The 18,994-nt window shown below is 60.0% G+C and carries 19 protein-coding genes, 1 tRNA gene and 1 pseudogene; 10 read left to right on the top strand and 11 right to left on the bottom strand.

Going from position 1 to position 18,994, the window contains the following annotated elements:
• From BKP54_RS33940 to BKP54_RS33950, 3 genes are all read left to right on the top strand, one after another.
• Positions 1-128: 4Fe-4S dicluster domain-containing protein (locus tag BKP54_RS33940; protein WP_143347948.1), on the top strand; the 128-nt coding region annotated here is incomplete at its 5' end.
• A gap of 395 nt (positions 129-523) precedes the next feature.
• Complete coding sequence (locus BKP54_RS33945) at positions 524-1,522, top strand: ABC transporter substrate-binding protein (protein WP_025426358.1); 999 nt, start codon at positions 524-526, stop codon at positions 1,520-1,522.
• Between the two features lie 221 nt (positions 1,523-1,743).
• The gene (locus tag BKP54_RS33950) at positions 1,744-2,631 is read left to right on the top strand and encodes a proline/glycine betaine ABC transporter permease (RefSeq protein WP_025426359.1); all 888 of its coding nucleotides are present in this window, start codon (positions 1,744-1,746) and stop codon (positions 2,629-2,631) included.
• Between the two features lie 69 nt (positions 2,632-2,700).
• On the opposite strand, the gene BKP54_RS33955 is transcribed toward BKP54_RS33950, so the two are convergent.
• The gene (locus BKP54_RS33955; protein WP_025426360.1) at positions 2,701-3,612 is read right to left on the bottom strand and encodes a DMT family transporter; all 912 of its coding nucleotides are present in this window, start codon (positions 3,610-3,612) and stop codon (positions 2,701-2,703) included.
• 151 nt (positions 3,613-3,763) lie between these two features.
• Between BKP54_RS33955 and BKP54_RS33960 the strand changes: the two genes are divergently transcribed.
• Both BKP54_RS33960 and BKP54_RS33965 read left to right on the top strand, forming a co-directional pair.
• Positions 3,764-4,231: an Lrp/AsnC family transcriptional regulator gene (locus BKP54_RS33960; protein WP_025426361.1), complete on the top strand. Its 468-nt coding sequence runs from the start codon at positions 3,764-3,766 to the stop codon at positions 4,229-4,231.
• Between the two features lie 184 nt (positions 4,232-4,415).
• Positions 4,416-5,309: pseudogene (locus tag BKP54_RS33965) on the top strand (diacylglycerol kinase family protein); the annotation flags it as partial.
• A 24-nt stretch (positions 5,310-5,333) separates the two neighbouring features.
• On the opposite strand, the gene BKP54_RS33970 reads toward BKP54_RS33965, so the two are convergent.
• Complete coding sequence (locus BKP54_RS33970) at positions 5,334-6,818, bottom strand: glycosyltransferase family 39 protein (protein WP_025426363.1); 1,485 nt, start codon at positions 6,816-6,818, stop codon at positions 5,334-5,336.
• Entirely contained in the window at positions 6,811-7,788 is a 978-nt protein-coding gene (locus BKP54_RS33975) for a glycosyltransferase family 2 protein (RefSeq protein ID WP_025426364.1), read from the bottom strand. Before BKP54_RS33975 ends, BKP54_RS33970 begins: the two co-directional genes overlap by 8 nt.
• A 135-nt stretch (positions 7,789-7,923) precedes the next feature.
• Between BKP54_RS33975 and BKP54_RS33980 the strand changes: the two genes are divergently transcribed.
• Positions 7,924-8,877: a lysylphosphatidylglycerol synthase domain-containing protein gene (locus BKP54_RS33980; protein WP_025426365.1), complete on the top strand. Its 954-nt coding sequence runs from the start codon at positions 7,924-7,926 to the stop codon at positions 8,875-8,877.
• Between the two features lie 12 nt (positions 8,878-8,889).
• On the opposite strand, the gene BKP54_RS33985 is transcribed toward BKP54_RS33980, so the two are convergent.
• From BKP54_RS33985 to BKP54_RS33995, 5 genes are all read right to left on the bottom strand, one after another.
• Positions 8,890-10,392 carry an AMP nucleosidase gene (locus tag BKP54_RS33985; protein ID WP_084815652.1) on the bottom strand — a complete coding sequence of 501 codons (1,503 nt, stop codon included), beginning with the start codon at positions 10,390-10,392 and terminating at the stop codon, positions 8,890-8,892.
• 172 nt (positions 10,393-10,564) lie between these two features.
• Positions 10,565-10,885 (bottom strand): YnfA family protein, encoded by a 321-nt coding sequence (locus BKP54_RS33990; protein WP_025426367.1) that lies wholly within the window; start codon positions 10,883-10,885, stop codon positions 10,565-10,567.
• 93 nt (positions 10,886-10,978) lie between these two features.
• Positions 10,979-11,155, bottom strand: a complete 177-nt coding sequence (locus tag BKP54_RS35610; RefSeq protein ID WP_162174731.1) for a hypothetical protein — start codon at positions 11,153-11,155, stop codon at positions 10,979-10,981.
• A 13-nt stretch (positions 11,156-11,168) separates the two neighbouring features.
• Positions 11,169-11,342 carry a hypothetical protein gene (locus BKP54_RS35615; protein ID WP_025426369.1) on the bottom strand — a complete coding sequence of 58 codons (174 nt, stop codon included), beginning with the start codon at positions 11,340-11,342 and terminating at the stop codon, positions 11,169-11,171.
• A 380-nt stretch (positions 11,343-11,722) separates the two neighbouring features.
• A complete protein-coding gene (locus BKP54_RS33995) occupies positions 11,723-12,064 on the bottom strand; it encodes a DUF2147 domain-containing protein (RefSeq protein WP_025426370.1) in 342 nt (113 codons plus the stop codon).
• A 594-nt stretch (positions 12,065-12,658) separates the two neighbouring features.
• Here BKP54_RS33995 and BKP54_RS34000 point away from each other — a divergent pair.
• Positions 12,659-12,925, top strand: a complete 267-nt coding sequence (locus BKP54_RS34000; RefSeq protein ID WP_025426371.1) for a sel1 repeat family protein — start codon at positions 12,659-12,661, stop codon at positions 12,923-12,925.
• Positions 12,926-12,992: 67 nt separating this feature from the next.
• Here the strand turns inward: BKP54_RS34000 and BKP54_RS34005 are convergent, their stop codons facing one another.
• From BKP54_RS34005 to BKP54_RS34015, 3 genes are all read right to left on the bottom strand, one after another.
• On the bottom strand, positions 12,993-14,117 hold the full coding sequence (locus tag BKP54_RS34005) for a pyridoxal phosphate-dependent aminotransferase (protein WP_025426372.1): 1,125 nt from the start codon (positions 14,115-14,117) through the stop codon (positions 12,993-12,995).
• A gap of 132 nt (positions 14,118-14,249) precedes the next feature.
• Positions 14,250-14,624 (bottom strand): PilZ domain-containing protein, encoded by a 375-nt coding sequence (locus BKP54_RS34010; protein ID WP_025426373.1) that lies wholly within the window; start codon positions 14,622-14,624, stop codon positions 14,250-14,252.
• 209 nt (positions 14,625-14,833) lie between these two features.
• Positions 14,834-15,256 carry a hypothetical protein gene (locus BKP54_RS34015; protein WP_244445421.1) on the bottom strand — a complete coding sequence of 141 codons (423 nt, stop codon included), beginning with the start codon at positions 15,254-15,256 and terminating at the stop codon, positions 14,834-14,836.
• Positions 15,257-15,510: 254 nt separating this feature from the next.
• Here BKP54_RS34015 and BKP54_RS34020 point away from each other — a divergent pair, with 254 nt between their 5' ends.
• The 3 genes from BKP54_RS34020 to BKP54_RS34035 all read left to right on the top strand — a co-directional run.
• The gene (locus BKP54_RS34020) at positions 15,511-17,730 is read left to right on the top strand and encodes a caspase family protein (RefSeq protein ID WP_025426375.1); all 2,220 of its coding nucleotides are present in this window, start codon (positions 15,511-15,513) and stop codon (positions 17,728-17,730) included.
• Positions 17,731-18,038: 308 nt separating this feature from the next.
• Positions 18,039-18,128 (top strand) — tRNA-Ser (locus BKP54_RS34030).
• Between the two features lie 655 nt (positions 18,129-18,783).
• The coding region (locus tag BKP54_RS34035; protein ID WP_198956911.1) for a porin at positions 18,784-18,994 on the top strand (211 nt) is incomplete at its 3' end.

The following is an 18,994-nucleotide window of genomic DNA, read 5'->3' on the forward strand; positions in this document are numbered from 1 at the left end:
AGCCGGTCTTCGTCATCAACGCGCAGAACTGCGTGCACTGCAAGACCTGCGACATCAAGGACCCGAACCAGAACATCAACTGGGTGCCGCCGCAGGGCGGCGAGGGACCGGTCTATCCCAACATGTGAGGGCGGGTTTTCGCGCGACCGCGCAAAAGGAAACATTTGGAGGCGTCGAGCTCTGGCTCGGCGCCTCTTTCATTTCAAGCACACGACCGGACCCGTGTGCGGCGCGCTTTTCTCGGCGCAACGTCATCCTGCTCAGCGGTGAGCCCACATCTCCGGCGCCCCGACAAATGCGGGAGCATTGGGAAAGGCAATCGTTGACGCAAATGGGAAAGTCCTTGCCGGAAAGACCCTATAGCCTTGAGGGTGCCGTTGTCGCGCCAAGCGCGCCGACGGACCTGCAGGCCGTTCGGTCCCTGTTGTTCTTGAGTAGGGCCCAAGCCTGTTGACACGCGACCGATCACTGCGGTGAGATCGGTCGTCCGACGGGACGTACCGCCAGAACAGAGGGAACAGAAATGAACAAGCTTCTAGCAACGACTTGCCTGGCCGCCGGCCTTCTTGGCCTTGCCGGCACGGCCTCGGCGGCCGAATGCGGCGACGTGACGATCGCCAACATGAACTGGCAAAGCGCCGAGGTTCTGGCGAATGTCGACAAGATCATTCTGACGGAAGGCTATGGCTGCAACGCCGAGCTCGTCGTCGGCGATACCGTGCCGACGATCACCTCGATGATCGAAAAGGGCCAGCCCGATATTGCGCCGGAAGGCTGGGTGGACCTTCTGCCCGACGTCGTCAATCGCGGCCTTGAAGAAGGCAAGCTGGTCGGCGCCGCCGTCGCGCTTTCCGACGGCGCCGTCCAGGGTTGGTGGGTGCCGAAATATATCGTCGACGCCAATCCCGACATCAAGACGATCGACGATGTGCTGAAGCACAAGGAACTGTTCCCGGATCCGGAAGATGCCAGCAAGGGCGCCGTCTTCAACGGCCCGCAGGGTTGGGGCGGCACGGTTGTTACGACCCAGCTCTACAAGGCTTATGGCGGCGAGGCAGCCGGCTTCACGCTTGTTGATACCGGCTCGGCCGCCGGCCTCGATGGCTCGATTGCCAAGGCCTATGAACGCAAGCAGGGATGGGTCGGCTACTACTGGGCGCCGACGGCACTTCTCGGCAAATACGAGATGGTGAAGCTCGGCCACGGCGTCGAGGCGGATGCAGCGGAGTGGAAGCGGTGCAACACGGTTGCCGATTGCCCGGACCCGAAGAAGAACGACTGGCCGAAGGACAAGGTCCAGACGCTCCTGACCAAGACGTTCGCCGATCGCGCCGGCCCGGCTTTGGACTACCTGAACAAGCGTGCCTGGACCAACGACACCGTCAACAAGCTGATGGCCTGGATGACCGACAACCAGGCCAGCGGCGAGGAAGGTGCAAAGCACTTCCTCCAGGAAAACCCTGACATCTGGACCACCTGGGTCTCGTCTGATGTCGCGGAGAAGGTGAAGTCGGCGCTTTGATGGCCATCGACTGACGCAATTGGGCGGCGCACCGTTCAGTGCGCCGCCTGCTAAAGCATTTCCTGGAAAAGTGCGAAGCGATTTTCCGCAAGGAAATTTGTGAAAACAAGGAGATAGAGCGTTTCCGAATCTCCGCTTGATCCGGAAACGCTCTAGGTGATTGTCGGCGGACAAAAACAAACAAACGGGGCCGCCGTCGGGGAGCAGTGAAGGGCAATTTGATGGAATGGCTGACCCAGTTTCCGCATATGGATGACGACCGCCTGCGGGCGTTGAAAAAGGCGATCGACGAGGGTTTTCGCACCTTCACGCGCGCTTATGGCGACGGTATCGAAGCGTTCTTCGAGCCGTTGCAATTCTTTCTGATCCAGTCGGAGCGCTTCATGACGCGCACGCCCTGGCCGATCATCATCCTGCTGATCGCGGTTCTCGCCTGGTTTGCGAGCCGGAACTGGAAGATCGTCGCCGGCTGTATCGGCACGCTGTTGCTCATCGGCTATTTCGACATGTGGGACGATACGATGAAGACGATCTCGATGATCTTCGTCTGTACCGTGCTGTCGATCGCCATCGGCATACCGCTCGGCATCGTCATGTCGCGCTCGGACCGAGTCCAGAATGTCGTCAATCCGATTCTCGACGTGATGCAGACCATGCCGAGCTTCGTCTATCTGATTCCGGTGGTCATGCTGCTCGGGATCGGCAAGGTTCCGGGGCTGATTGCGGTGGTGATCTACGCCATCCCGCCGATGATCAGGCTCACCAACCTCGGCATCCGCCTCGTCGACAAGGATGTGCTGGAGGCGGCAGACGCCTTCGGCTCCTCGGGCTGGCAGAAACTGAAGAATGTGCAGATGCCCTTGGCGCTACCGACGATCATGGCCGGCATTAACCAGACGATCATGATGGCGCTGGCCATGGTGGTCATCGCCTCGATGATCGGGGTTCAAGGGCTCGGGCAGCCGGTGCTGAAGGCGATCGCCAACCAGTACTTCACGCTCGGCATCTTCAACGGCCTGGCCATCGTCGGCATCGCCATCATCTTCGACCGCGTCAGCCAGGCCTATGGCCACCGGCTGCAGAAGCATCGCGAGATCGTTCACGGCTGAAAATGACGGTACCAAGCAACAGAGTGGCCCGGAAGCTTTCGCTTCCGGGCCATTTTCCGTTCTGATCCTTCACGCCTTGCGCGGTGAAAGGATGCCGGTCGAGAGCGCCACGCCGACCGCCGTGACAATGGCGGCGACAATTTCGAACGGGCCGATCTGTTCACCGAGAAGAATTGCGCCGCCGAACATTGCCAGTACCGGGGTCAGCGCGGTGAAGGCGGCGGCCTGAGTTCCGCCGAGGCTGCGAACGGCCACGCCATAGGCGACCATCGCGACGAGGCCCGAGAGCAGGCCCTGGCTGGTGATTTGCAGCGCGATCTCCTTCAGCGGAACGCTTGCAAGCGTGCTGCCGAAGATGCCGGCAAGCAGCAGGTGGATAAGAAAAGACCAGACGGCGATCAGTGCACTGCCTTCGAGCGGGCTGAGGCCGGAGCGCCGGAAGGCGTGGGTATAGATCGCCCAGAGCGTGGCTGCCGCCGGAAGGAGGGCGTAGCCGGTCCAGCCGGTGCCAGTGGTGCCGGCAAGGCTGCGGGCGAGCAGAAGGGCAACGCCCGCAACGATGGCGGCAAAGCCGACGATGCGCATCCGGTCTGGACGCTCTCCGAAGAGGGTGATGCCGATCAGCGCCGTCGCCAGCGGCATCGAGCCCCCGAGCAGCACGCCGACCGAAGAGGCGGGCGTCGCATGGATGGCGAAGGCCGCGACCTGAAAGAACAGCGCGCCGGAACCAGCCACCATCAGGAGAAGCAGGAGCAGCGGAAGCTTGCGCGGCAGGAGCCCGATCTTGAGCCAAACCGGTGCAAGAACCAGCGCAGGAACGCCGTAGCGGATGAGGCCGAGATCGATTGTGCCGAGTGCGGTGCCGGCGGTATGCCGTGTCGCAAGAATCCACCCCGCCCAGATCAGGACGGTGACGAAGGCGCCGGCATAGCCGGCGGCGACAGGCGTGGCGTTGCCGCGATCGAGTGTGAGCGCAACCATCTGATTTTCCTTCCCGATTTAAATGCCCACAATCGCTTGGGCCTGGGAAGAAGATTACTGCCTGGGGGCGGGGCATGTCCTTGCGATTTATGCTTCAAATGGCCTATGGTGCGCAATCATATGCCAATACGGCCTCACTGGATTATCAACTATGCCAAGTCTAGATAAATTCGATCTCGCGATTCTCAAGATCTTACAGGAGGACGCGCGGGCAACGAACGTGGAGATTGCCGAACGTGTCAATCTGTCGCCGTCGCCATGCCTGCGGCGCATCCGCAATCTGGAGAAATCGGGGATCCTGCGCGGTTATCGGGCCGACATCGATCGCAAGGAAGTCGGGCTCGGCCTGACCGTTTTCGTGGAAATCAAGGTCGGCCAGCACAGCCGCGAGAATGCCCAGCGTCAGCAAGAGGCGCTGCTTGCCATTCCCGAAGTTGTCTCCTGCTTCCTGATCTCCGGAAATGCCGATTTTCTTGCTGAGGTCGTCGTCGAAGATCTCTCCGCCTATGAGACGCTGCTGACGGAGACATTGCTGGCCATGCCCGGCGTGACTGACATCCGTTCCAACTTCGCCATCCGCTCGATCAAGACAGGTGGTCCGCTCAAGCTGCCGGAGTGACGCCGAAGCAGGTCGGCGACGTTGCCGCCCTGCAGACAAAGGTGGGCAGCGACGGTGAATTCGAGCGCCCGCCGACGCGGGTTCAAGGTTAAGTTTTGGTAAGGCTCTGGAAACGGCGCCGATTGCGATTATCTCATCGCAGTGGACGCCCGTGTGCCACGGCAATGGAGCCTGTAAGCCTTTCATGAAAATCAAAGCTATCTTCAATCGGGATGGTGGGACCTTCCGAACGACGGACATGGCGGCCTATGGCAACAGGGTTGAGGCGGTCTTTCGCGATGCGGGTCACCAGATCGAGATCGCGACCGTCTCGGGCGCCGAGATGCAGGAGACCCTGGAAAAGACCTGCCGGCGCGACGATCTCGACGCAATCGTGGCGGGTGGCGGCGACGGTACGATTTCGGCAGCCGCGGGCGTTGCCTGGAAAACCGGCATGCCGCTTGGGGTCGTTCCTGCGGGGACGATGAACCTTTTTGCGCGCACGCTGAAATTGCCGCTCGATATCTGGAAGGTGCCGGAAGTTCTGGCGCAGGGCACGATCATCGACGGCGATATCGGCAGCGCCGATGGCCGAGCCTTCGTCCACCAGTTCTCGATGGGTCTGCATGCTCGCATGGTGCGCTACCGCGAATCGTTCAGTTTTCGATCGCGCCTGGGCAAGATCACGGCGAGCACACGCGCTGCGGTCGGGGTCATTCTCAATCCGCCGGATTTCGAGATCGAGTTCGACGTGGATGGTCACCATGAAAGCCGGCACGTTTCGGCTGTGTCCGTGTCGAACAACCCGTTCGGGCGCGATACGCTGATGTATGCTGATGACGTGACCGCCGGCCATCTCGGCTTCTACACGGCACCGCCGTTGAGCCCGCCCGGCGTTGCCAAGCTTGCGCTCGACGTGCTGCGCGGCAAGTTCCGCGACAATCCGGTTATTACCGAGATGAGCGGCCATGCTTTGGACCTGCATTTCCCCAAGGTCGACCGGAAGATCAACTGCGTTATCGATGGCGAACTTCTGCCAATGGGCCGCGACGTCGCGTTGAGGATCCATCCCGGCGAACTCAAACTGCTCGTCGGCGCGACCGGTCTAGTTCGTGACCCCGGGTCAGTCCCTGACCCAGAGGTAGCCGAAAGTGTACCGGTCTTCAGCCTTGCCGTGCAGGTAGGGCAGGGACAGAACCTGTGGCGTTGCCGACGTCGTCGAAAATCCACGCGTTTTCATGGCGTTTGCCAGCGCCTCGGGCAGGATTGGCTCCGCCTTGCCGTCATCGCTCCAGACGACGAGCAGCGGCAACGATGCGCTGGCCGTCCCTGCGTCAAGATAGCCGGGGGTGAGCACGGGAGCATCGTGAAGGTGCGTGCGAAGGTTGCCACCGATCAACCTGTCTTTCGCAAGGATCAGGGCCGGTTCGCGACCCCCGAGCTTAACGACCGCTTCGGCCAGCGTGGCGTAGGGAATGCTCAATCGCGAATATTTGCCGAAGAGCGGCCGCACGATTGCGCGGGCGGAAACCACCATCAGCGTAGTGAGCACGATGAAGGCCACGAGCCACAGGAACGGTCGAAGTTTAAACGCGGCATCGACGCCAGCCGCTTCGACCTTGAGGCAGAGATAGAGCGGCAGGAGAATCAGGAAGAGCACGAGCCACTTTTCCCGGATATGCGTGGCTCCGACCCCCAGAACAATCAATAGGACTGCCACGAGGCAGATTGCAAGCATACGGCCGACAACGCGAGTCCATTGGCTTTGCGCCGACCAAATCGCAGGAATGCTCTTGCGGAATATGAGTCCGAACACGATCAGCGGCACGATACCGCCGCGGATCGTGGCGGCAATGAGCGAAACCACGCCGCCGAACGCCTGTGCGAGGCGGCCTTCGGAATGGGCCTCGCGCATCTCAAGAAAGGTGTTGTTTGAGGCGGAGCCGAGGTTTTCGAGGATCCACCAGCCATGCGGCAAAGCGATCAGTGCCGCAACCAACAGCGAGACCAGGATACGCCAGTCGAAAAGGCGCTCGCGTAGCTTGGGTTCCGGCAGAATGGCAAGGACGGCAGCGGCGGGTACAAGCGCAAAATTGTACTTGGAGATGAAGCCGATGCCGACAGCAAGGCCGGTCAGCAGATAGGCCGCGAGACTCGGCCGGACCAATGTCCGCAGGAAGCCGTAGAGAAACAGTGATACGGCGAACAGTGCCGCGACCGTATGGGAAAGGTCACGCTGCGCAAGTAGGAAAATCGGCGGCAGTGTCAGCACGCCGAGCATGGCAATCAGCGCCAGGCGCTTTTCTGCAAGGACTTCGCGCGCGGCGAAGCCATAGAAGAGACAGCAAAGAAACAGAAGCAGGTTCTTGAGCACCGTCATCGTCGCGAGAGACGGTCCGAAAACGGATGCAAGCCCGTATTGCAGCCAGTTGTAGAAGGGCGGTTGCGCGCCGTAACCGAGCCGCAGGAACTGCGACACGAATGCCTGCTCCGCCTCGTCGATTTCGAGCGAATTCGAAACGGCGAGACGCAGGCTGATGCAGAGCAGGAAATAGCCGGCGAGTAGGGCGGTGACGAGGTTGGGTCGCCGCTCGACGAACTCAAACATTCGTTTGATCCCGTACAAAGACCTCACGCACGATATAGCTGGTGGTTTCGTCGTCGCGGAAATAGGCACGCGCCATCATCTCGGCGAGAATGCCTGTTGTCACGAGTTGCACCGACGACAGAAACAGCATCACGCCAACGATCAGCATCGGGCGGGTGCCGATGTCGTTGCCGAGAAGGAACTTGTCGAAGGCAAGATAGAGCAGGATGAGGACGCTCGCCGCCCCGGCTGCAAGCCCGATCGAGCCGAAGAAGTGGCCCGGGCGCGCCTTGTAGCGCATGAAGAACAGAACCGAAAGCAGATCGAGGATCACGCGGAAGGTGCGCGAGATACCGTATTTCGAGTGGCCATGCTGGCGCGCGTGGTGGGTCACCGGCATTTCGCCGATGCGGCTGCTGGGTACGACCCCTGCGACCCAGGCGGGGATGAAGCGATGCATCTCGCCCATCAGCTTGACCTGCTTGATGATCGAGGCGCGGTAAACCTTCAGGCTGCAACCATAGTCGTGCAGCCGGACGCCGGTGATCTTGCCGATTAGCCGGTTGGCGCACCAGGACGGGATTTTTCTGAGCAACAGCCCATCTTGACGATTCTTGCGCCAGCCGACGAGCAGGTCGAGTTGCCGCTCCTCGATTGCTTTGACCATAGCGGGAATATCGACCGGGTCGTTCTGCAGATCACCGTCGAGTGTGGCGATCAACCGGCCGGACGCCGCGTCGATGCCGGATTGCATGGCGGCGGTCTGCCCGAAGTTCTTCTGCAGTTCGATGATTTTCAGCTGAAGATCGGGGCGACAGAGCGCCTTCCTTGCATTGGTGAGCGTGCGATCGGTGCTGCCGTCATCGACCAGGATCAGCTCCCAAGGGGCTGAAAAATTCACCATGGCGTCACTGACGCGCGTGATGAGCGGCTCAATGCTGTCCTCTTCGTTGAAGACTGGGATGACGACGGATAGCTCGATGGGCAGCATGGGATCGCTCGTGCATTCGGCGCGCCTTGCACGAGCCGGAAGAATAGGGGTGCGCTTACATAATCATTTTCTTGCACAGTTATCGGTGATAACCAACGTGCAAAGTTGTGTTTCAACACGGGAAATCGGCGTCTGATGAATTCTGGCTGCGAGTTCGAGCGGCGATCGTGGCTGGCGCGCAACCGTGTGACGCTGATATCGGCCGCGGCGATTGTCGCCTATGCGGTTTTTGTCCAGTGGATCTGGGGCTGGCGAACGCTGCTCGATCAATGGACGAAAATCGGCGTCGGTTCCGGGCTCGCGGCCCTGATACTTCTTGTCGCCACCTATTTCATTCGCTGCTATCGCATCTATGATTATTTCCCGGCGGAAACGTCAGGCCGGTTTCTGGCGCTGTTTCGCGTCACCCAAGTCCACAATCTCCTGAACATCATGTTGCCTTTTCGCGCCGGAGAGACGAGCTTTCCACTGTTGATGCGGTCGGAATTCTCCATCCCGCTGGCGCGGGGGACCGCGGCACTTCTGGTCATGCGGCTGCTCGACCTGCATGCCCTGTTGACGGTCGCCGCAGTCGGCCTGGTTTTTGGCCGCGGATCAGGCGTCGCCTGGGCGCTCTGGATCGCGGCGCTGGTCGCGCCACTTCCGTTCTTTCTGTTGAAGGATCGCGTTGTCGCCCTGGCGCGGCGGTTGCTGCCGGCAAGACTGGAATCGATCGTCGAAGAGCTGGATACAGGTCTGCCCGGCACGACAAAGGCATTCCTCAGGGCCTGGGCGATGACCATTCTGAATTGGGCGGTCAAGGTGGTGGTTCTCGCCTGGGTTCTGGCGATCATGGGTGTCGCGCCGCTTGCTGCCTGTTTTGGCGGGGCTCTTGGCGGCGAACTCTCCTCCGTCTTGCCGATGCACGCGCCGGCGGGCGTCGGCACTTATCCCGCAGCGATCGCCGCCGGCGCCGTTTCTTTCGGAGCAGGGGCGGACCGCGCAGCGCTGGAGCAATTGGCCGGCGCCGGCGTCAACGCGCATCTGCTGATCATCGTGTCCGCTGTCGCGGGCACGATGCTGTCGATGCTTCTGCAGAGAAAGCCGTAGGCGCCGTCACGGTTACTGGAACGACGTCTCGTAGAAGCTTCTGAGCTTGCGGGAGTGCAGCTTCTCAGGCGGCATCGCCGCAAGTTTCTGCAAAGCGAGGATCCCGATCTTCAGATGCTGGCTGACCTGTGTCCGGTAGAAGGCTGTTGCCATGCCCGGAAGCTTCAACTCGCCGTGAAGCGGCTTGTCTGAAACGCAAAGCAGCGTGCCGTAGGGCACGCGGAAGCGGAAGCCGTTGGCCGCGATCGTCGCCGATTCCATGTCGAGTGCGATCGCGCGCGCCTGCGACAGGCGCTTGACCGGTCCGCGCTGGTCGCGCAGTTCCCAGTTGCGGTTGTCGATGGTGGCAACGGTGCCGGTGCGCATGATCTGCTTGAGATCATAGTCGCGGTAGCCGGTGACCTCCGCCACGGCGTCCTGCAACGCCACCTGCACTTCGGCAAGTGCCGGCAGGGGGATCCAGACCGGCAGGTCGTCGTCCAGCACATGGTCTTCGCGCATATAGGCATGGGCAAGAACATAGTCGCCGAGGCGCTGGCTGTTCCTGAGCCCGGCGCAGTGCCCGAGCATCAGCCAGACATGCGGGCGCAGCACGGCGATATGGTCGGTGATCGTCTTGGCGTTCGATGGGCCAACGCCGATATTGACCATGGTGATGCCGCCGTGGCCCTTCTTCTTCAGGTGGTAGGCGGGCATCTGCGGCAGGCGGGCGAGCGTATAGTCCGTTTCCGGCTTGTCGGAACCGGCAGGCGTGATGATGTTGCCGGGCTCGACGAAGGCCGTGTAGCCGTTGCCGCCCTCCGTCATCTGCTGGCGCGCCCAGGCGCAGAACTCGTCGATGTAGAACTGATAGTTGGTGAACAGTACGAAGTTCTGGAAATGCGTCGCACTCGTGGCCGTGTAGTGGCTGAGGCGGGCAAGCGAATAGTCGATGCGCTGCGCGGTGAACGGTGCAAGCGGGGAGGGTTCGCCCGGGCCAGGTTCGTAGGAGCCGTTGGCGATCTCGTCGTCGGTCGTCGTCAGATCAGGTGCGTCGAACAGGTCGCGTAGCGGAATATCGATGGCTTCGCCCGCCGACGCTTCGACGTGGGCGCCTTCGCCGAAGGCGAAATGCAGCGGGACCGGGGTGGAGGATTCGGACACGGTAATGCCGAGGCCGTGATTACGCATCAGGTGCCCCAACTGTTCCTTCAGATAGTGCCGAAACAGTTTTGGTCGCGTGATCGTCGTGGTGTAGACGCCCGGTGCGCTGACATAACCGTAGGACAGGCGGGAATCGACATGGCCGAAGCTGCTGGTCTCGATGCTGACCTGCGGGTAGCAGGCGCGGTAGCGCGTCAGGGTCACGCCGTTCTTGCCCAGCCCCTCGAAAGCCTCTGTGAGGAACCGGGTATTGCGATCGTAGAGCGCCTCCAGGCAATCGACTGCCGCCGCCGGATCATCGAAGAACTGCGGCTCGAACGGATCGGGTGTGGAGACGGAAAGGACGGAGTGTGAAGAGATTCGCTTGTTCATGTCGCATTATAGGCTGAGGCCTCTGACAAGCAAACGACAAGATGCTGGCATGCACAACCGCGTCTGGCAGAACAACTTTACAGCGTTGCGCGTCAGATATGACGCGCAAAGGACGCTGTAACGCTTTAAACTCTCTGCATAAATGCCTTTAAGGCATTATGCAGAAGCGGTCTTAGCGTGGTCCAGCAAGGATGAGGGCGCTGCCTATGAGCGCGACGACCATTCCGGTCAGATCCCAGCGATCGGGCCGCACGCCTTCGGCAAGCCACAGCCAGATGAGTGACGCGGCGATATAGACCCCGCCGTAGGCCGCATAGGCTCGGCCGGCTGCCGAGCTGTCGATCAGTGTCAGCAGCCAGGCAAACAGTGCCAGCGACGCCATGCCCGGGATCAGCCACCAGATCGGCTTGTCGAGTTTCAGCCAGGCCCAGAAGGCGAAACATCCTGCGATCTCGGCAAGGGCGGCAAGGGAATAGACGGCATAGGCTGGCATCGATAGCAGATCCTTTCAGCCGTGAAAGGACAGGAAGGCGCTCGGCGATGCAAGAGAGACAGGCAAATTAAAAGGCGCCGGTGGCGCCTTCGGTCAGCTCATGGATTGACGCTGCAGCGTCACGAAGAGAACGAGGCCGGCGCCCTGCTTGCCGATGCCGAGGCCATTGGCCTTGCTATAGGCGAGCGCCCCAACCGGCGCCATCAGCAGGCTGGCAAGTGCAAGAACACGCAGCGAGAGAAAGGCGGATGTGGAAAGGGCGGCCAGCATGTCGGTTTCTCCCTTAGAGCTTGGCTTGGCAGTATTGCGCTGTATGCGCTGTGCAATCCGTCAGCGAGCCGAGATAAGTGTTGCTGCGGCGACGTTCGGTATCTGCGCTGACTGCGGCCGCGAGGGTCATCGCAAAAACAACCATAAGAAGGCTGATAATAGTGAGGCGCCGAGCAAGAATGTCCATGGTTCTGTCCGTTGGTCTGGAGGCGGTTCAAATCGATTGAGCGTGTTTTCGCACAACCAAACTGAACTCTTGCTGATACGGTCGTTCATCTGGCGTTCATCTTGCGATTGAAATAGCCGCCGTTCTCGCGGGGCAGGGCGCGCGCCCAAGCCAACGATGCGGCAGATGGGCGGTCTTTGGCAGGCGGCTGGATGCGCCTGACATTTCAAAAACAAAACCCACCGAAAATATCGGCGGGTTTGTCAACGCTCTGGGAGCGACCCCGATGGCCACCCTTTTGTATCGATCTTAAAGCGCGTCGCGATCTCGCGATTTAAGTTCTTGTTTTACGCATGCCGTTATCGCAAACGCGCGGCACACTTTTGCGCGACATGCTCTAGCTAGAGGCGCGACCAGGTCTGCGATTTGCAGAGAATCTTGAGCACGCAGCCCTTCATCTTCAGCGAGTTGCCGCTGACTGCACCCGAGCCGCTATAGGTCTTGTCGGTTTCGGGATCGGTGATCTCTCCGGAATAGCTGCCATCCGTGCCGGACAGGTTGCCGATCCGCTTGCCGGCGTGTTTGCCAGTCTTCAGCGTGACGCAGAAAGCGCCGCCGCAAGGGGCAATCTCGGCCGTAGCGCCGGTTGCGGTCTTCCAGTTGCCGACGATCGGTTCGGCGGCAACGGCCGTTCCGACGACGCCAAGAGCGAGAGCCGCGGTCATGAACAGGGTACGGTACATTCATTCCTCCAGATAGAAGTTGCCGGCGCGGTCCGCTTCGCCGGCATCTCTGCAGATATCCTCGTTTGAAAGGCAGTCTCCTCACCGCCGCGCGCACGATAGCTTACGCGTACGTAAAGGTAAACTGGCTTGAACAAGGCCGTTTATGCTTTTTCTTTGCCGGGTTCAGGCGGAGAAAAATCGAGGAAGGACGGCGTTGGCAGGCCGGGTGCTTGTTTCGTGGTTACCGTTTGGTTGAAATCGGCAGTTGAATATTTCGTAAATTTTTATTCGAATGCGCCGGATTTCCGGCCTTTCGATGTTTAACAAAAACTCAAGTTTACCAAGTGTTTGGACTTTGTTTGTCGCAAATTAATCATGCATTTTAAGCGCGTATTGAAGGCCGTGCTGCATAGTAAGACCCATAAGACGAGCGGAGAAATTCACCCCGCCAAATGACCGAAGACGACGCTGCAAAAGATGGCGCGGTTCGGAAAGGCCCACAAAGAGGCGCGGTCGAACAGGGACCAAAAACGAATGCTGATCTGGAGCATGGTCCGCCTCCAAAGGGCGGGCCGCTTCGGAAAACCAACCAGGCAAAACAGGGACAAGACAATGGCACGCTTTGATATGCAGGTTGCTTCGAATACCGCGATGGGTGGTGAAAACCAGGCGGACGTGTTCTGCGAAATGGGTCTGGCCTATGCGACCGGCCGCGGTCGGCCGGTCGATCTGGTGGCCGCCCACAAATGGCTGAACATTGCCGCGATCAAGGGCTGCGACCGCGCCGTTGATCTGCGCGCTGACCTCTCGATGACCATGAGCAAATCCGACCTCGCAGCCGCGCTTCGTGCCGCCCGCGAATGGATGACCGTTCACTGAACGACAAGGCGGGAGCAAGCTCCCGTCCAGCGGCGCCCGCCAGCGCGCAGGCGCCGGAGATGAAGGCCTATTGGCCGCCTGCCAGTTTGGCCAGAACCTGCGGCAGGGCAGCTTCAAGCAGATCCATCTCCGCTTCCGGCCCGGTGCTGACGCGAATGCAGCGATTGAGCGGGGCTACGCCGGGCATGCGGATGAAGATGCCGTGGTCGCTCATCAGTGTATCGACGATCGCACGCGCATAGACCGCGTCCCGTCCACAATCGATCGCAACGAAATTGGTCGCAGAAACGAGCGGCGACAATCCGTTGCGCCTGGCGATCTCTGCGATGCGTTCGCGCGAATGCGCGATCCTTGCCGTTACCGAGTTCAGATAATCCTGATCCGCAAGCGCCGCCACCGCCGCCGCCACGCCGATCCGGTTCATCCCGAAATGATTGCGGATCTTGTCGAATGCCTGGGCAGTCCCGGGCGTGGTGATGACGTAACCAACCCGTGACCCGGCAAGGCCATAGGCCTTGGAGAAGGTCCGAGTCCTCACGACATTTGGCATGTCGATCAAGCTGTTGATGGCGGGTAGGGCCCCAGCAGGAGCGGTTTCGCAATAGGCTTCGTCAAGAATGAAGAGCGTTGTTTCGGGCAAGGCCCTGGCGAACTCGACGATGCGCTCGGCGTCCCACCAGCTTCCCATCGGATTGTCAGGATTGGCGAAATAGACGAGCGGGGCGTTTTCCTTTTCGACGGCTGCAAGCAAGCCATCGAGGTCCTCGCGATCGCCGACATACGGCACCGTCACCAGCCGGCCCCCGTGACCGACGACGTGATAGTTGAAGGTCGGATAGGCACCGAGCGATGTGACGACCGGCATGCCGGGTTCGATGACGAGCCGCACGATCTGCCCGAGCAGGCCATCGATGCCTTCGCCGATCGCAATGTTGGCGGCAGGGACACCAAGCCGGGCAGCCAGCGCCTGCTTCAGATCATGGTTTTCCGGGTCCGCATATTTCCACGTTCCCGTTGCCGCCTCTCGCATCGCCTGCACGACGCTTTCAGCAGGTCCGAACCCGCTTTCGTTGGCGCCAATACGGGCCGCGATGGCGCGCCCGCGCTGGCGCTCAATGGCCTCAGGCCCGACGAAGGGAATGGTGGAGGGCAGGGATTGGATGAGCGGCGTGAAGCGAGAGAATGCGGACATGCTTTATATAAGGCCCCGTTCGAACAAAGTTCGCGGAACTTAACCCATGCTTCGGCAATGCGGAATCGCCTTGATGAGAAAGCCGTCGCGAATTGTTGCGTTTTGACGCCCGTTGCGCCGGCCGCAGAGGCATCAGCGGCGCTTGGGCGTTTTTGCGTTCTGGCCGGTAAAGAATTCCTGGCGGATGATCTCGCGCAGCAGGCTCTGTTCGATCGGCTTGATGAATTGCACGCCGACGCGATCGCCGTTGCGATAGACCTCGGCGCAGCCGATGCGGAGTGCTGTGCCGATGATATGGAGATAATAATGCTGCGGCAGGCCGATGGTGGTCTGCACGGCAAAGCTGGCGCCACCGCGGGAAATGTCGATCATCCGACAGGTCCTGACAGACACGCTGCCAAGGCCCGGCTGCACCGTCGTCAGGGTGGCGGCATGGCCGATGGAAAAGCGTTCGTAGCGACGCTCGTAGAACGGCGAGGGCACGCAGGAATACATCGTCTGCTGCATCTGTCATTCTCCGCCAACGCCGGATCGCGAAATGCGATCATTGCCAAACTCGGCCTTCGATCGTGGGCAACTCATTCGCCCACGCTTAATCCTCGCGTGAATGCCGAGGTAAGTCGAGTGCAGTTTCGGTTGAGAAGTTTGCAATCCCCTGAAGGAGTTCGATAAAAATCTAACATCGGTCATTTTCCGTGTACCGGAGCCGGCCACAATCAAAAGCCACCGCTTGAAAATTGCATGCGGATCAACCGGCTGATGAAATCGGGCGCCAGCAGCATGTTGAAGCGCACGCCGAGTTCCGCGCCGCTGCGGTGGACCTGGGAACAGCCGATCTCTTCCTTGAATCCGTCGATCTCGAGGAAGAAGTGTTTCGGCACGATCAGTGCGGCATTGAAATCGAGCATGGCGCCGGCGATCGAAATGTGACGCAGCAGGCATTGATATTTGGTCTTTGCCTTGAGGTGCTGGCCAATGATGAGAATCCGGCAGGGACGCTCAATAAAGTAGTGTTGATACGTCGTTGCCAGCTGTCCTGGCTTCGCTTCCGCGACGTGCATTTTCATCGACATGGCAAACTCCGAGAACGCATAGCCTTTCATTGGCGCAGGAAACGCATCAGGCTCGGCCGGAATCACCCGGAGCAAGCGATGCGGCGTCCGGGTTAAGATCGCCTGCTTGCTTCGACCTTGCGGCGGCGCAGACGACGAGCCACCTCAAAAAATATGGCGATCGGAGACATTGAAAGCCCCTGGCTCATACGTAATAGTTTCATTTGGGCATGATTGTGGGGCGTTGGCATCGTCCCGAAGTGCCGTCATTGGGGTTGTGCGCCTCCTCAATCCTGCTCCCGAGGAGTTGGTGGATAAGGGGTGACGCCGGAGGGAAGAGCATGTTTTCGGGGCATTCGTCGCGCTGGCGGTCGTTCGTCATTCTTTTGGTGGCGGTGTCGGCGTTTGCGCCGGCCGAGGTCTTGGCCGCAAAGCGCGTTGCCCTGTTGATCGGCAACGAAAAGTACGAAGCGACCTCGCAACTCAACAATCCCGCCAATGACGTCGAACTGATGAAGGCTTCGTTCGAGGAGGCCGGCTTCGATTCCGTCACCACCGTTCATGACCTCGGGCGCCAGGACATGGTCAAGGCGCTGCGCGATTTTGAAGATCTGGCGACGGGCGCCGACGTGGCGATCGTCTACTATTCCGGCCACGGCATGGAAATGAACGGCCAGAACTTCCTGCTGCCGACCGATGTGCAATTGAAGACGGACAAGGATATCGAGGACGAGGCGATTGGCCTTGATCGGGTTCAGCGCTCGCTCGAGGGCGCAACGAAGCTCAAGCTGGTGATACTCGACGCCTGTCGCAACAATCCGTTCGAGCAAAGCATGACGCGCTCGATCTCGACGCGCGCAGTTTCGCGGGGCCTGGCGCGTGTCGAGCCGGAATCGGCCGACCTGCTTGTCGCTTTCGCTTCCAAGGCCGGAACAGTGGCGCTTGATGGCGAGGGCAAGAACAGCCCGTTTGCCACCGCACTTGCCAAATATCTCACCGAGCCGGGTGTCGATGTGCGAATCGCCTTGGGCAAGGTCCGCGATGAGGTGGTTTCGGTCACAAACCGCGGTCAGGAGCCCTTTGTCTATGGGTCGCTTGGCGGTGCGCAGATCTTCCTGAATATAAAAGAAGTGAACATCAACATCACGAATAACGGCGAGCAGCTCTCGCCGAACAGCCAGTCGGCTGCCGCTGCCGACTGGCAGAACATCCGCGATCTCGCCGACAAAGACCTGATCGATGCCTTTCTCGCCAAGCATGGGTCCGATCCCGTCTACAAGATGTTGGCGGAGAAGAAGCTGAAGCTCCTGGCCGAGGCGGAGCAGATGTCGAGCGTGACCCCTGACGAGATCGCCTGGGATGCCCTCAAGCAATCGACCGATGCCGCCGCGCTGACGCGGTTCCTCGAGCGCTATCCCGACAGCAAGCATAAGGCAGAGGCCGAGCAGCAGATCGCCGCCCTCGAACCACAAAAGGGCCTCAACATCTCGCAGACCGGCAAGGACACGCAGGCTTCGCGCGACTGCTATCTGCTGGCAGGTGAACCTCAGTCGATGCCCGGCTTCGTTGGTGTGAATTTCTTGAAGCTTGATTCCGCCCGCGCACTGACGGCCTGCGCCCAGGCGGTCAACGAAAACCCGGATGACATGATGCTCGTCAATATGTTGGGCCGGGCACAGGATGCCGGACGCGACTATGTCGAGGCACGCCACAATTATCAAAAGGCCGCCGACGGCGGCAATATGTACGCGTTGACCAATCTGGCATGGTTCTCCGTTTACGGCACCGATGGCGCCGTCGATGTCGACCAGGGCCGCCGGATGTTCGAGCAAGCAGCCAAGGCCGGCAATGCCTATGGCCAGGCATCGCTCGGCTGGCTCTATCGCGAGGGCTATGGCGGCATCGCCCAGGATTATGATGAAGCGGCCAGATGGTACCAACTGGCCGCCAACCAGGGTTACGCCAACGCGATGGCGACGGTGGCCTGGTTCTACAGAGAGGGCCTCGGCCTGCCCAAGGACCTGACGCAGTCGCTGTCGTGGTACAAGAAGGCCGCCGAAGGTGGCGACGTCAACGCGATGTCGTCGCTCGGTTGGGCCTACCAGAACGGGCTCGGCACCGAGCAGAACTATGTCGAAGCCAAGACCTGGTATGAAAAGGCGGCCAATGTCGGGGATTCCTATTCCATGGCATTGCTCGGCTGGTTCTACGATATCGGCACCGGCGTCACCCAGGACTATGCTCAGGCCCGCACCTGGTACGAGATGGCGGCGAATGCCGGCAGCGCCTACGCCATGGGAAATCTGAGCCGCCTTTATGACTATGGCCTGGGCACCAAGGCGGATGCGAAGGAGGCGGTGCGCTGGGCGGCAGCCAGCATCGAGGGCGGCGATCCGGCCAAGCTTCAGGAGTTGAAGTCCCAGCCGAGCAATTTCACGCCGGCCTTCCGCAAGGAAATGCAGGCGCTATTGAAGGATCGCGGTTTTTACAGTGGTCCTGTCGACGGGGACTTTGGCGCGGCAACGCTCGATGCGATCGATAGGCTTTCGCGAAAGTCATAGAAACGTGCTGGTGAAAGCTACAGCGCCACGCGTCTTATTAGACGCGCAAAGGTCGCTGTCGCACTTTGGATTGCTGCATGTTTTTATCCTTAAATCGAATACGATCTAAGGAAACATGCAGTAGGCTCGGTCCTGTTCGTCTCGCATTGCTGCCGCTCTCGACCACAGTCGAACCGCTGCTTCCCGTGAGTCTTCGGCCGCGTGAGGGGCTTGGTTCCCCCGGTGCCCACATGAAAATGCGATCATTTCCCGGAAACCGACAAAAAAATCTTGCATTGCCTGCGGTCTGACACTAGTCAGGCGCTAACGGAGAGGTGGCCGAGTGGTCGAAGGCGCTCCCCTGCTAAGGGAGTATACCCGGAAGGGTATCGAGGGTTCGAATCCCTTCTTCTCCGCCATCACCTTCCAAGGTTGAATTTTCCCACTCGTCGCATCTCGGTCATCGGCTGATGGGTCTCGTCTTTACCCATGTGACATCGGTCTAGTCGCGAGCGGGAAAACACTCGCAGCGCCATTCGCGCCAATGTTCATGAATCTCCTCGGCTTTTCTCCGCTCAGAATCAGGCGCTGCGCACGATCAACTGCGAATCTCGCAAATTGATTCTGGTGATTCCCGCTGTCGGAGGGGCAACCCGCAATGTCGATTCTGAGAAATGTGGCGATGCAGCACGTCGCTCCTTCCAAGGAATTTGGCAGCCGGACCGGCGTTTCCCCCCAATTTGGGCCGCTTTCTGCCTCTTTCTGAAACAGGAGATGCCACTTGTCCTTACGCTAAGCTCAAGGGAATAAAGGCTTTTCTTAATCCTTTGTTAATTTTCTCGGGCCGCATGCGGCGATTTTGTGTCGTTTCAGCAACAGGGTTCGGCGAAGGGCGAGGCAAAGCACGCGATCTCATCAGTTGGACGTTGCGCCGATGACCGCGTCTTGTATTTTCAAATCCGGAAGCAAGGGCGGTTGATCGTCCGACTTCTTGAACGTTGGGGATGGGGCAGGGAACGCTGTCCTTCAGCAAAATACCCAGACCCGTTTGAAACTTTTGACTGGAGGTCAGAAATGAACATCAAGAGCCTTCTTCTCGGCTCCGCTGCAGCTCTCGCAGCAGTATCCGGCGCACAGGCAGCCGACGCAATCGTCGCAGCCGAGCCGGAGCCCATGGAATACGTTCGCGTTTGCGACGCTTTCGGCACTGGCTACTTCTACATCCCGGGCACCGAAACCTGCCTGAAGCTCAGCGGCTTCATCCGCGTTCAGGGCTCGTTCGGTT

It is taken from the genome of Ensifer sp. 1H6 (assembly GCF_001976035.1).
In the GTDB taxonomy this organism is placed as follows: domain Bacteria; phylum Pseudomonadota; class Alphaproteobacteria; order Rhizobiales; family Rhizobiaceae; genus Ensifer; species Ensifer canadensis.

Coding starts and splice junctions, on each gene's coding strand:
- BKP54_RS33960 (WP_025426361.1), top strand. CDS start 3,764: ATGCCAAGTCTAGATAAATTCGATCTCGCGATTCTCAAGATCTTACAG.
- BKP54_RS33995 (WP_025426370.1), bottom strand. CDS start 12,064: ATGTACCGTACCCTGTTCATGACCGCGGCTCTCGCTCTTGGCGTCGTC.
- BKP54_RS33990 (WP_025426367.1), bottom strand. CDS start 10,885: ATGCCAGCCTATGCCGTCTATTCCCTTGCCGCCCTTGCCGAGATCGCA.
- BKP54_RS33970 (WP_025426363.1), bottom strand. CDS start 6,818: ATGTTTGAGTTCGTCGAGCGGCGACCCAACCTCGTCACCGCCCTACTC.
- BKP54_RS34020 (WP_025426375.1), top strand. CDS start 15,511: ATGTTTTCGGGGCATTCGTCGCGCTGGCGGTCGTTCGTCATTCTTTTG.
- BKP54_RS34010 (WP_025426373.1), bottom strand. CDS start 14,624: ATGCAGCAGACGATGTATTCCTGCGTGCCCTCGCCGTTCTACGAGCGT.
- BKP54_RS35610 (WP_162174731.1), bottom strand. CDS start 11,155: ATGCTGGCCGCCCTTTCCACATCCGCCTTTCTCTCGCTGCGTGTTCTT.
- BKP54_RS33985 (WP_084815652.1), bottom strand. CDS start 10,392: ATGAACAAGCGAATCTCTTCACACTCCGTCCTTTCCGTCTCCACACCC.
- BKP54_RS33950 (WP_025426359.1), top strand. CDS start 1,744: ATGGAATGGCTGACCCAGTTTCCGCATATGGATGACGACCGCCTGCGG.
- BKP54_RS33955 (WP_025426360.1), bottom strand. CDS start 3,612: ATGGTTGCGCTCACACTCGATCGCGGCAACGCCACGCCTGTCGCCGCC.
- BKP54_RS35615 (WP_025426369.1), bottom strand. CDS start 11,342: ATGGACATTCTTGCTCGGCGCCTCACTATTATCAGCCTTCTTATGGTT.
- BKP54_RS33945 (WP_025426358.1), top strand. CDS start 524: ATGAACAAGCTTCTAGCAACGACTTGCCTGGCCGCCGGCCTTCTTGGC.
- BKP54_RS33975 (WP_025426364.1), bottom strand. CDS start 7,788: ATGCTGCCCATCGAGCTATCCGTCGTCATCCCAGTCTTCAACGAAGAG.
- BKP54_RS34000 (WP_025426371.1), top strand. CDS start 12,659: ATGGCACGCTTTGATATGCAGGTTGCTTCGAATACCGCGATGGGTGGT.
- BKP54_RS34005 (WP_025426372.1), bottom strand. CDS start 14,117: ATGTCCGCATTCTCTCGCTTCACGCCGCTCATCCAATCCCTGCCCTCC.
- BKP54_RS33980 (WP_025426365.1), top strand. CDS start 7,924: ATGAATTCTGGCTGCGAGTTCGAGCGGCGATCGTGGCTGGCGCGCAAC.